General features: G+C 45.2%; 11 protein-coding genes. 9 read left to right on the forward strand and 2 right to left on the reverse strand.

Translation table 11 applies throughout. The features are described 5' to 3' along the window. Nucleotides 1-101 precede the first annotated feature (101 nt). The gene (locus ALT761_RS02865) at nucleotides 102-704 is read right to left on the reverse strand and encodes a TIGR04211 family SH3 domain-containing protein (RefSeq protein ID WP_129736320.1); all 603 of its coding nucleotides are present in this window, start codon (nucleotides 702-704) and stop codon (nucleotides 102-104) included. Nucleotides 705-881: 177 nt separating this feature from the next. Here ALT761_RS02865 and ALT761_RS02870 point away from each other — a divergent pair, with 177 nt between their 5' ends. Further along, a complete protein-coding gene (locus ALT761_RS02870; RefSeq protein ID WP_129736323.1) occupies nucleotides 882-2,387 on the forward strand; it encodes a CYTH domain-containing protein in 1,506 nt (501 codons plus the stop codon). 36 nt (nucleotides 2,388-2,423) lie between these two features. Next, complete coding sequence (locus tag ALT761_RS02875) at nucleotides 2,424-3,509, forward strand: helix-turn-helix domain-containing protein (RefSeq protein WP_129736326.1); 1,086 nt, start codon at nucleotides 2,424-2,426, stop codon at nucleotides 3,507-3,509. 61 nt (nucleotides 3,510-3,570) lie between these two features. Here the strand turns inward: ALT761_RS02875 and mutH are convergent, their stop codons facing one another. Beyond that, the gene (gene mutH / locus ALT761_RS02880) at nucleotides 3,571-4,245 is read right to left on the reverse strand and encodes a DNA mismatch repair endonuclease MutH (protein WP_129736329.1); all 675 of its coding nucleotides are present in this window, start codon (nucleotides 4,243-4,245) and stop codon (nucleotides 3,571-3,573) included. A gap of 116 nt (nucleotides 4,246-4,361) precedes the next feature. Between mutH and rppH the strand changes: the two genes are divergently transcribed. From rppH to ALT761_RS02915, 7 genes are read left to right on the forward strand one after another with little or no spacing between them, the layout of a single operon-like run. Beyond that, the gene (rppH, locus tag ALT761_RS02885) at nucleotides 4,362-4,904 is read left to right on the forward strand and encodes an RNA pyrophosphohydrolase (protein WP_041453052.1); all 543 of its coding nucleotides are present in this window, start codon (nucleotides 4,362-4,364) and stop codon (nucleotides 4,902-4,904) included. 56 nt (nucleotides 4,905-4,960) lie between these two features. After that, nucleotides 4,961-7,252: a phosphoenolpyruvate--protein phosphotransferase gene (gene ptsP / locus ALT761_RS02890; RefSeq protein WP_129740548.1), complete on the forward strand. Its 2,292-nt coding sequence runs from the start codon at nucleotides 4,961-4,963 to the stop codon at nucleotides 7,250-7,252. A gap of 59 nt (nucleotides 7,253-7,311) precedes the next feature. Then, nucleotides 7,312-8,118: a sulfite exporter TauE/SafE family protein gene (locus ALT761_RS02895; protein WP_129736332.1), complete on the forward strand. Its 807-nt coding sequence runs from the start codon at nucleotides 7,312-7,314 to the stop codon at nucleotides 8,116-8,118. A 4-nt stretch (nucleotides 8,119-8,122) separates the two neighbouring features. Continuing rightward, nucleotides 8,123-8,926 (forward strand): prolipoprotein diacylglyceryl transferase, encoded by an 804-nt coding sequence (gene lgt, locus ALT761_RS02900; RefSeq protein ID WP_129736335.1) that lies wholly within the window; start codon nucleotides 8,123-8,125, stop codon nucleotides 8,924-8,926. Nucleotides 8,927-8,938: 12 nt separating this feature from the next. Continuing rightward, nucleotides 8,939-9,772 (forward strand): thymidylate synthase, encoded by an 834-nt coding sequence (locus ALT761_RS02905; protein WP_129736338.1) that lies wholly within the window; start codon nucleotides 8,939-8,941, stop codon nucleotides 9,770-9,772. Between the two features lie 9 nt (nucleotides 9,773-9,781). Then, on the forward strand, nucleotides 9,782-10,807 hold the full coding sequence (locus tag ALT761_RS02910; RefSeq protein ID WP_126873170.1) for a response regulator: 1,026 nt from the start codon (nucleotides 9,782-9,784) through the stop codon (nucleotides 10,805-10,807). Next, nucleotides 10,807-11,766, forward strand: a complete 960-nt coding sequence (locus tag ALT761_RS02915) for a sensor domain-containing diguanylate cyclase (protein ID WP_129736341.1) — start codon at nucleotides 10,807-10,809, stop codon at nucleotides 11,764-11,766. Before ALT761_RS02910 ends, ALT761_RS02915 begins: the two co-directional genes overlap by 1 nt. The last annotated feature ends 12 nt before the right edge of the window (nucleotides 11,767-11,778 follow it).

Genomic DNA, 11,778 nt, shown 5'->3' on the forward strand with positions numbered 1-11,778 from the left:
TGTGTGCATGGTGTGTGTTCGTGAAATAAAAAAGCGGCGTTAAAAGCCGCTTTTTCGATTTATATTTTTGGTACCAGCGTTATCGCGAGTGCTCGCAAAAATTACATCCACTCTTTACTGCGGTTACGCTTTTTCGGCATATAGGTAATCAAAACACCTAATAAAATACCGATCCCAGCTACCATACCGCCACGGGTGAACCAAGTGACCAATTCATCTTTATCGGCACTTTCTACCTGAGCACTCAAGCGTTTAATATCGTTGCTTTGCTGTTCAGTATCCGTTGTGAGTTGCGTAATTTGCTGGCGCGCATCATTCAGCTGCTGACGCAGGTTCGCATTCTCGCGCTGAGTAGTTTGTAAGCTGGTTTGGCTTTGTGCTAACTGCTCACTTAGCATAGGAAGCTTCTCAGCTTGTGACATTTCTGTCGTCACATACTTTGATTCAACCCACCCCTTACGACCTTCATCATCGGTCACTTGCGTGAATTCTGCATCTGCATCACGGTCTAGCACCGTAATCGGTGTGCCGGCCTCTACAGACCCTAGAATACGGTAGTTCCGGCCTGGGCCCGTATGTAAAAAAATAAATAAATCATCGCGAATATAGTGCGACGACGACGCTTCTAGCGTATCGCTCTCTTGAAGAGCCAGCGCTTGGCAAGAGCATGCAAAAAGGGCAACTGCTAACCACTTTCGAATCATAGGTAGTCCAAATACTCGTCTAAAACATGGAGATGGTATTGGTTGACCGCGATAAAGGCAAGTTTGTTCCACTTTTGTCTACTGGTTAATTTCATCGCAACCAGTTAACGGTGTCATTGCGAATTAGTTTGGACACAGGTAAGGTTGCATCATTATCACGTGTGCCACAGCGCAAATATGTCTGAAATTGAACTAAAATTTGTTACTCGAGATGGTGCGCACCAAGCATTCAAAGACCGCGTACTTCCTCTTTTTGAAAGAAATAATATTACCCTAATTTCCCACACCGAACTTCGGCTTGAAAATGATTATTACGATACGGTAAATCACGATTTTCAAGAAAGTAAGATGGGTTTTCGTGTGCGCGGCAATAATGGCAGCTACGAGCAAACCTTAAAAACCAATGGGAAAGTCAGTGGTGGATTGCATCAGCGTGCGGAATACAATATTGATCTTGATGCTCCTGAGCCCGATTTAACCCTGTTCGATAATTCAGTGTGGCCTTCTAGCTGGAATATCCCCAGCATGAACAGCAAATTGGAAAAGCAGTTTAGTACCCACTTTACCCGTCATGCTTATATCGTAGAGGTAGAGAAGAGTCGCGTAGAAGTAGTACTTGATTGCGGTGAGGCGGCTACCGACAAAGCCAGTTCGCCCATTAACGAGATTGAGCTAGAACTACAAAGTGGTGACCTAGACAGCCTATTTATATTAGCCACGCATATCAACAGTTGCATGGATGTCAGACTAAGTGATGTGTCTAAAGCGGCGCAGGGGTATCAATTACTGCATGGCTTTAATGCCAAAGTAAAATCCTTGCCAGAATTTCTACCACTGAATCCAAAGTCATCGACTGAAGAAGCTTTTTCAAATGCGCTTCAATTGGCTTTAGCCCATTGGCAGCACCATGAGCATGTGTTTATTGAAAGTGGCTCTATTAAAACCCTCGCTGAAGTGGCAAAGAGCGTACGTTTGCTTTTACAAAGCGTGTCTTTGTATTTACCAGTATTACAATGCCCAGAAATGCTCGCGTTACATAAAAAGCTTATTGCTTATGCGCAGCAATGGGCATGGCAAGACGATTTGCAAAGCTTGCGGTATTTGTTGTCTAAAAAAAGTTTATTTCACAAAACGTTGAGCAAACACCCCGCAATTGTCAGTTACTTGCAGGGGCGTAAAGCCGGACTATTGCATGCCCATGATCCCGCGAGTTTATTTTTCGACAGTATGGCGACCGATATTAAGTTGCAAGCTATCGATTTAATAAACGCTAAACCATGGCGTAGAGAAGCCACAGGGTATGATTTGCTGGTTTTAGATCATGCCAAAGGATGGTTGTCCCAGGGGTGGCAAACGGTGCAGCAAAGTATGCCAGCCAGCAAAACCATGGGGCCTGCGAACTATACGCTAGTGGAGATCGTGCTTCGACAAACCTTGTGGAGTGGTTTTTTACTCGGCGACTTATTTGTAGAAGAACGGGGTAATTTCAGAGCACCTTGGTTAGATTTGTTAACCGGTATAGAGGAGCTTAATGCGTTGCTTATGCTTCGCCAAGCAGTACAAGACTCCGAATTAGAAACACAAGATGAACTTAGTAAGTGGACAAGTAGCAAGCTGTCCGTGCTCGTAAAAGTCATGGAGCGAACCCGCGCTGTGGCGTTAGAACGAGATATTTACTGGTAATGATGCTAGGTAAATCGCGAGCAAGGATGTAGTAAAGTGAAAGCAAATATGGTGTATGACTACGCCCTTTATGCGGCGCTGTTCTTCTATTTTATTGTGGTAGTACGATTTGTTTATTATCGTCAGCGCATCTCTCAAAGCCCTTGGCTAGCGGCGGCCATTCTAAGCTGGCCCATTTTCATGTTAGATGAATGGATGCGGTTGTGGCAGTTAACCCAACTGGCGCCACTGTATGGGCTATCAGACGTCTTTGCGGTGCTACTAATGACCTGTAGCTATAGAATGGTAAAACCTATGCTATTGGCTTATCCGTCGAAGCGTTCTCGACTGTGGGTGCCTTTTTGGGTAATGGCTGTATTGCAATTAACCATTTTGCTTATTCCCACCGAAGACAAGCTACAGTGGCTCGAAGCTTCTCCAAGTGGCGAGCCATTAATGTTGTGGCCAGCTTACTTAGCCTCGCTAACTACCGGGTTCTGCGTGCTGCTTATTGGCATTCTTATTACTGAACATATTCAAATGTATCATAGGCATTTGCCCGAGCAGGCCGTCGACGTTCAAGAGTTTCGCGTACCAAGGCTTGCCAGTGTTATGGCAAACACGGTTGTTGTCGCGTTTGCCAGTATTTTACTGGTGACTGCTGCCACCTTTGGCTTTTTTATCGTGCCTTATTGGGAAAGCCTGCACCATATGGCCCTTGGCGTTTCTCTACTTGTGGTGTTATTCAGCCTTACCTTTCCCAGGACTACGTCTCCGTCACCGTTAGATTACGAGCGGCTGGATGAGGGCGTGGTAAAACCAGCAGAAGTGCGAGCGGTCATTGGCGAAGCTAAGCGCACCATGATTGACGGTAAAAACTACAAGAAGCTCGGGCTAACACTGAAAGACTTTAGCGATGAGGCAGGGGTAGATCCCACCACACTGGCGATTGCTTTGCAGTTAGAGCTTAAGAAAAACTTTCGCGGTTTTGTGTATCAGTACCGGTTGGACTATGCCAAAAACGTGTTACTGCGAAGTGATGCCAAAATAGCGAAAGTCGCGAAGCGCTTAGGCCTCAATTCTGAAAAGTTTTTAGGCGATGTGTTGGTAAAGTACCTACGCAATAGCCAAGAGCCACACTAGTTCAGTAGTCTTTATTTAATCTACGAAACCATTAGAGTTAAACGCGGATAGTTAAACGCGGCTAGTTAAATGCGTTGTATAGCACCTGCTGCGTAAAGGTTTTGCGCAAGTAGAAGCCACGAGGACGCGTTTTTATTCGCTCGCCTTGCGGACCTAAGGCGTCAGCTAATACTTTGCCGCTAGCGGCCTTAGGGCGAAGATGTAATGCCTCCCCTTGACGTGAAGTGATTGATTCAACATGGCCTGTCAGTATTTGCTCTGTAAGCTCTTCCCAATCTTGTTTTAACAGAGCATCTTCTTGTGCGCTCGGTTGCCAATAAAACGCACTGGCCACTCTGCGCTGCGCCAATGGAATGCGTCTGTCTCCCTCGATAGGTAACCACAGCACCTGTTGAATTTTATTGCGCACATTGCTTGTTTCCCATGTTAATCCTGGCTGCATCAACAAAGGTGCATAGCAAACATAGGTGGTTTCAAGGGGCATAAAATTGGCATCGATGGGAATAGTTTTAAGCTCAATGCCTAGTTCAGGGAAGTCTTGTTGAGGCTTAGAGCCGGCACTGGCCCCTAGCCAACGCTCAATCAACATACCAGGCCACCCTTTGTGACGCTGTAAATTTTCTGGTATGGCAACGTCAGCCATGGCTGCTAATTCCCCTAAGGTTAAGCCTGCAATCGCGTCACAGCGCGCTAATAATGTGGTTGAATTTTCAGGTGGAGAGTCGGGTGGACGCATAGTTAAGCTCAGTAATTTTCTATAAGGAAAGCATGAATTTCGATTAATGCTTTGAATGGTGTATATATTATGGAAGAATGCAGAGATATAAAAGTATAGTGTGCCCGGGAGTCTATGTGATAGATGCCGATGGATTCCGTGCGAATGTGGGCATAGTGATTTGCAACAAAATGGGTCAAATATTTTGGGCAAGGCGTTATGGTCAACATTCATGGCAGTTCCCTCAAGGCGGAATTGATGAAGGGGAATCTGCCGAACAAGCTATGTACCGCGAGCTGCACGAAGAAGTGGGTTTGACACCGAAAGATGTCACCATTCTAAGTGTTACACGTAACTGGCTTAGATATAAGCTACCTAAGCGATTAATTCGTCAGGGAAGCAATCCGGTCTGTATAGGCCAAAAACAAAAGTGGTTCCTGCTGCAGCTTGACTGTAATGAGCGGGACGTGAATGTATTGAAAACAGGGCACCCAGAATTTGATGATTGGCGTTGGGTGAGCTATTGGTATCCAATTAGAAATGTCGTGTCGTTCAAGCGAGACGTCTACCGTCGGGTTATGAAGGAATTTTCCCCTGTTGTCATGGCTGCTCAACAGCGTCCACAACAGCGCCATAATACGTCGTCGCAAAAGCGCGGTAAAAAGCGTAGGCGAGGCTAGGCGAACGAGCAAAGTATAGGGAGTAGCGATTGGACACTCAGGGTCACAAAGGCGCAATGTTAACCACGCTTAAACGTATCGTGCAGGAAATGAATCAAATTCCTGCACTAGATACTGCCTTGTTTCGTCTGGCATCTCGCGTTAAACAAACGCTAGATGTAGACTCATGCTCTATTTATCTTGCCGATTACGAGAAACAAACCTTTATTCTAAAGGCTACCGACGGTCTGCACCCTGATGCAGTAGAGCAAGTTCATATTGGCTTTTCTGAAGGCTTAATTGGCTTAGTCGGTCAGCGCGAAGAACCGCTCAACATCGTTAATGCTCAGCATCACCCTCGCTTTAAAGAATACCCAGAAGTTAAAGAAGAAAACTACAACGCATTTTTGGGTACGCCCATTATTCACCAGCGTAAAGTGTTAGGGGTAATTACCCTACAGCAAAGTGAAATGCGCCGTTTCAGTGAAGACGAAGAAGCTTTCTTAGTTACCCTAGCAGCACAGCTCGCGCTTGAAATTACCAACGCTGATATGCGTGGTGCACTGAACAATACTGCCAGTGTGAACAGTATTGCTCTACAAAAAAATGTCTCTGGTATTGCGGGCTCGCCCGGCCTTGCTATCGGTAAAGGCTTTTCACCTGATAAATCACTTAATTTAAAAAACTGGGTTGTTAAACGCAGTAAAAATCCAAACGACGAAATCCAAACTTACCGTAAAGGCGTGGAAGTGACGCGCCAACACGTAGATGGATTATCGAAAAGTTTAGATGACGATATTCCAGATGACGTTAAATCCATATTTCAGCTTTATCATCATTTACTTGATGCCAATAGTTTAGGCCGCGAAGTAGAAGAGAAAATAAGGCAAGGATGGGATGCTGCATCGTCACTTAAAATGGTAGTCGATGGGTATGCTGCGCGGTTTCGTGCCATGGACGACCCTTACATGCAAGAGCGTGCCATTGATATCGTCGACCTTTCCGATCGTATTTTGGCTAACATTCTTACCGAAGGGCAAGGGCAAAAGCTAGTAGAGAAACTCGCCACCGAAGACAGTATTTTGGTGGCCGATGAAGTATCAGCAACCATGCTAGCTGAGTTTCCAAGAGAAAAGCTTAAAGGCATTATCTCAATTCGTGGGTCGAACAACTCTCATGCGGCTATTCTAGCAAGGGCAATGGGGGTGCCTGCGGTCATGGGGTGTCAGAATGTGTCTCCTGCACTGCTTGAGGGTAAAGAGCTTTTACTTGATGGCTATGCGGGCGAAGTTATTGTTTCCCCAGAGCGAAACATTAAAACTGAATTTATTCAGCTAATTGAAGAAGAGTCGGCGATAACCGAGCGTATAGACGCCGAAGCCGGACAGCCTTGTGAAAGCGTCGATGGTTGCCGCATGTCGCTATATATCAACGCGGGCCTGTCAGCAGAAGCCGAGCTTAATGCTGGCCATATTGGCTCGGGTATTGGTCTATATCGTACTGAAATTCCCTTTATGCTACGGGAGCGTTTTCCTTCTGAGCAAGAGCAAGTTGAGCTTTACCGACAAATCTTAGAATCTGCCCCCGAATTACCTATTACCATGCGTACCCTTGATGTGGGTGGAGACAAACCTCTTCCTTATTTCCCCATCAATGAAGAGAATCCGTTCTTAGGCTGGCGGGGCATACGATTAACACTCGATCACCCTGAGATATTTTTGGTACAAGTTCGGGCCATGCTAAGAGCCAGTATCGGGCTTAAGAACTTACGCATTATGTTACCGATGATATCCACGGTGTCAGAAGTGCAAGAAGCCAAGCGCTTAGTTAACCAAGCCTACTTTGAGATATGTGACGAGGTTTGTGAGTCGGGTGAAGCACTTCAGCGGCCTAAGTTAGGTATCATGTTAGAAGTACCCTCGGTATTGTATCAACTGCCACAACTTGCGAAACACGTCGATTTTTTCTCGGTGGGCAGTAACGATTTAACCCAATACTTGTTGGCGGTAGACAGAAACAATACCCGCGTGGCGGGGCTATACAACAGTTACCATCCGGCGGTATTAGCTGCACTTTACGATATAGTGCAGCAATCAAATGAGAACCAAATCCCGGTTACTATCTGCGGCGAGATTGCCGGTGAACCGGCTGGTGCCATTTTGTTAATGGGCATGGGGTATCGTCGTTTAAGTATGAATGCATTCAACATTCGAAAGATTAATTGGCTTATTCGTAAGGTTTCGCTGGCAGAAAGCAAACAGCTTCTTTCTCTCGCGTTAACGTCGCAAAGCCATGAACAAGTATTCGGTCATTTAAACGAATATTTAGAGACAAAAGGCTTAGGTGGGTTAATACGGGCAGGTGCGTAAAATAGGCATGGCGCTAGCGTTGTAAATGCTAGATTCTGCTGCGCGATAAAGGATTTTAAATGGAACCGTTAACCATCATTTTTGTAAGCTGCTTGGCCCTCGGCGTGATCGTCGGGCTATTAGCAGGTATGTTAGGTATAGGTGGTGGTCTTATCATCGTTCCTGTACTCTCCTACTTATTGATTCACTTTGCTGGTATGACCGTTGAGACCGTGGTGCCGGTGGCCATTGCTACTTCACTTTCTACCATCATATTTACGGGCATGTCGTCTGCGTTCGCACACTATCGCTTAGGTAATATCCATAAACCCACGGTGCTTTATACTGGGTTGGGCATAGCCATAGGTGCTATATTAGGGGCGCAAATTGCCAGCCATATTTCTGGTGCACTGTTAAAAGACATTTTTGCTGTTTTGGTGATTATTATCGCCGCACAAATGATATTTGGTAAGCAGAAAGCATCAGGCAGTGAAGCATCTCCATGGGTGCTAAGTTGTGTAGGTAGTGGTACAGGTCTAATTAGCGCACTGATGGGTATCGGCGGTGGCGCCTTGTTAGTACCTGCCTTGGTGTGGTTCAGAATTAATATAAGATTGGCGATTGGTTGCGCTGCATTTTGTGGGCTGCTAATTGCGGTTTTTGGCACCGCCAGTTTTGTTGCTGCGGGTTGGCAGCAAACAGGGATGCCACAATGGAGTTTAGGTTACGTATATTTGCCCGCCACGGCAGGTATTGTCACCACATCAATATTTACCGCAGGTATCGGCGCTAAGCTGGGCCAGCGAGTAAATACTCGAGTTTTAAAAGCAATGCTAGCGTGTTTGCTGGTGTTGGTAAGTATCAAAATGTTTGTAGGAATTAATTAAGCGTATGGCTGAAAGCAGTTATTTGGTTTTTCCCAGTATAGACCCTATTATTTTTAGCCTCGGGCCATTGAGTGTCCGTTGGTACGGCATGATGTACCTTGTTGGTTTTATTGCCGCTTATTTGCTAGCGCAAAAGCGTTTGTCTCGTACTGAATGGACGCGCGATCAACTTAGTGATTTATTATTCTGGAGCTTTGTTGGTGTGATATTAGGTGGGCGCATTGGTTATGTGTTCTTCTACCAGTTTGGTATGTTTCTAGATAACCCACTCTACCTGTTTAAAATATGGGCCGGTGGCATGTCGTTCCATGGCGGTCTTATTGGCGTGTTAGTGGCGCTGATGTGGCAGGCTAAGCGAATGAAAACCACGTTTTTACGTTTAGGTGATTTTGTGGCTCCCCTAGTGCCAATTGGCTTGGGTGCAGGGCGTATTGGAAACTTCCTTAACGCTGAATTATGGGGCCGTACCACTGATGTGCCTTGGGCGATTATTTTCCCCAGTGCCGGTAATGTGCCTCGCCACCCTTCCCAGCTGTACGAATTTGCCTTGGAAGGTGTATTATTGTTTGTTATTTTGTGGCTTTATTCTGCTAAACCTCGACCGGTTGGCGCGGTAAGTGGTGTCTTTTTACTTGGTTATGGGAGTTTCCGTTTTATCGTGGAATACTTTAGAGAGCCAGATGCTCACATTGGTTTATACCAAATGGGGCTTAGCCAAGGGCAGCTATTATGTTTACCTATGATTGCATTAGGCATAGGGCTAATAGTGCGCGCCTACACCCGCCAACAGCAACAAACTAAACAATAAATAAGAAGAAAGATGAAAGAATATCTCGCATTGATGCGCCATGTACGTGATACAGGTGTAAAAAAGGAAGACCGCACTGGAACCGGCACATTAAGTGTATTTGGCTATCAAATGCGGTTTGACTTACAACAAGGCTTTCCGTTAGTTACCACTAAAAAATGCCACCTCAAATCTATTATTCACGAACTGCTATGGTTCTTGAAAGGCGAAAGTAACATCGCTTATTTGAAAGAGAATGGTGTGAGCATTTGGGATGGTTGGGCAACAGAAGAGGGTGAACTGGGCCCTGTTTACGGTAAGCAGTGGCGCAGTTGGGACAATGGAGATGGCACAACAATCGATCAGATAGCTGATGTGATTGATCAAATTAAAACCAACCCAGATTCTCGCCGTCTTATTGTCAGTGCATGGAATCCGTCGGTATTGCCAGATACGCAATATTCGCCAAGTGAAAATGCGAGTATGGGTAAGCAAGCATTGCCACCGTGTCATACCATGTTTCAATTCTATGTACTTGATGGCAAATTGAGTTGTCAGCTATATCAACGCAGCGGTGATATTTTCTTAGGTATTCCTTTCAATATTGCTAGCTATGCCTTACTTACCATGATGATCGCCCAAGTGTGTGACCTTGAGCCAGGTGATTTCATCCTGACCTTAGGTGATGCACATTTATACAGTAATCATCTAGAGCAAGTTGACCTGCAGTTAAGCCGAGAGCCTTTCGCGCCGCCCGTTATGGAATTAAACAAAAGCGTGAAAGACATTTTTGATTTTTCTTTTGAGGACTTTACGCTTAAAGGCTATCAGTCTCACCCTCACATCAAAGCACCTGTCGCAATATAAGGAGGTTTTGTGTCTACACCTATTCTTATATGTGATGATTCAGGCTTTGCACGACGCCAAATGGCACGCAGTATCCCAGATAGTTGGGAGGTTGAGATTTCATTTGCCGGTAATGGACAAGAAGCGCTTGAGGTTATACGTGCTGGTAAAGGCGATGTAGTCTTTCTTGACTTGAATATGCCGGTCATGGATGGCTATGAAACCATGGAAGCCATTCGAAAAGAAGACCTACCTTGCTTAGTTATCGTAGTATCAGGAGACGTTCAAGCCCAAGCGCGAGAACGAATGCTAGCCTTAGGTGCCATTGATTTCATCCGTAAACCTATCGATAACGAAAAACTCACCAACATTTTATCCTCCTATGGCATTTATAGCGGTGTTTCGACTGCAGTACAGCGAGAAGCCGTTGCCAGAGACACCGATGCGTCGTCGCTGGAAGACAAGCTAGACGCTTACCGTGAAATGGTGAACATCGCTATGGGGCGAGCAGGTGAAAGTCTAGCGCAGCTTATGGGCGAGTTTGTCGACCTGCCTATTCCCAATGTCAATTTACTAGAAAGTAACGAACTGTCGATGGCCATTGCCGAGATTAATCGCAATGACTGTGTATCGGCAGTATCGAAAGGTTTTGTCAGTGCGGGAATTCGCGGTGAAGCGCTGGTTATCTTCAATGATACTAACTCGCAGAACATTGTTGAGTTATTAAAATACGATGCCCACCAATCCACTGGCAGCTTAGAACTTGAAGCGTTAATGGATGTGTCGAATATATTAATCGGCGCATGCCTAAATGGATTGTCTGAACAATTAAACGTGTCATTTAGCCATACGCTTCCTGTATTGCTCGGTCGTCATCAGGGGCTAGCTGCATTACTTAACGACAATGTTAAGAAGTGGGGCAAAGTCATGGCAATCGAGATTGGTTACGCTATTAAAGCTAGAGATATTGCATTCGACTTATTACTGCTGTTTCCCGATGAAGCGATGAACCATATTTATGGTCGTTTAGTGGATGTAGACAAGGAAGCTTCATAATGATTTCACTCACCCAAAACGGAAATTTGCCTGCTGAACTACTCGACTCTATCGAAGTAGGTATTGTCGTATTAGATAGAGATTTCAATGTAGAGGAGTGGAATAAATTCATGGAAAACCACTCTTCCATTCCACCGCACGATATTAAAGGCACCTCGTTGTTCAACCATTTTTCAGAAATAGATGAAAAATGGTTAAGGCTTAAATCAGGTCCGGTCTTTAACTTAAAAAGCCCTGTATTTATTATTTGGGAACAGCGCCAATATTTATTTAAATTTGGCGGCAATAGGCCCATTACCTGTCAAGCCAGTTACATGTATCAAAACGTGACCATATTTCCCTTAATTTCTGAAACCGGTGAGGTTGAGAGGTTCTGTATCGTAGTGTATGACGTAACAGACCAAGCACTCAGCAAAATTGGTATGGAAAGGCTGAATGAAGAGCTGAAAACAGCCAGTCGAATTGATGGCTTAACAGGGCTGTTTAATCGTCGATACTGGCAGGAGCGTTTCGAGCAATCTTATAAGTTAGCGAAGCGCCAAGATATGGCAAGTACCGCTATGATGTTAGATATCGATCACTTTAAAAAAGTGAACGATACTTATGGTCACCAAGCAGGCGATAAAGTGATTCAAATGCTTTCTGCCCTTATTAAGCGCTGTGTCCGGGAGACTGATTTAGCAGGCCGATATGGCGGCGAAGAATTTGCCGTTATTCTTACCGATTCCTCCGTTGAAAAAGCCGTCATAGTGGCTGAGCGTATTCGTCGTTTGGCTGAGCGTTTGGTGGTAGAGCATGATGGTGAAGAAATTACCTTTACAGTGAGTTTAGGCTTAGCTGAATTCGACCCTCACAGTAAAAGCTCTATGGCTTGGCTTGAAAAAGCCGATCAGGCGCTTTATGAAGCCAAAGAAAGCGGGCGAAACAAATACTGTATTAGCGCGCTGGTTGGAGTGTAACGCTGCTATTTA

The organism is Alteromonas sp. 76-1 (genome assembly GCF_900654235.1).
Taxonomy (GTDB): Bacteria; Pseudomonadota; Gammaproteobacteria; order Enterobacterales; family Alteromonadaceae; genus Alteromonas; species Alteromonas naphthalenivorans.

What these genes read in the sequence shown, in the direction of transcription:
- ALT761_RS02865 (WP_129736320.1), bottom strand. Translation starts at nt 704, where the DNA reads ATGATTCGAAAGTGGTTAGCAGTTGCCCTTTTTGCATGCTCTTGCCAA.
- ALT761_RS02870 (WP_129736323.1), top strand. Translation starts at nt 882, where the DNA reads ATGTCTGAAATTGAACTAAAATTTGTTACTCGAGATGGTGCGCACCAA.
- mutH (WP_129736329.1), bottom strand. Translation starts at nt 4,245, where the DNA reads ATGCGTCCACCCGACTCTCCACCTGAAAATTCAACCACATTATTAGCG.
- ptsP (WP_129740548.1), top strand. Translation starts at nt 4,961, where the DNA reads ATGTTAACCACGCTTAAACGTATCGTGCAGGAAATGAATCAAATTCCT.
- ALT761_RS02895 (WP_129736332.1), top strand. Translation starts at nt 7,312, where the DNA reads ATGGAACCGTTAACCATCATTTTTGTAAGCTGCTTGGCCCTCGGCGTG.
- lgt (WP_129736335.1), top strand. Translation starts at nt 8,123, where the DNA reads ATGGCTGAAAGCAGTTATTTGGTTTTTCCCAGTATAGACCCTATTATT.
- ALT761_RS02905 (WP_129736338.1), top strand. Translation starts at nt 8,939, where the DNA reads ATGAAAGAATATCTCGCATTGATGCGCCATGTACGTGATACAGGTGTA.
- ALT761_RS02915 (WP_129736341.1), top strand. Translation starts at nt 10,807, where the DNA reads ATGATTTCACTCACCCAAAACGGAAATTTGCCTGCTGAACTACTCGAC.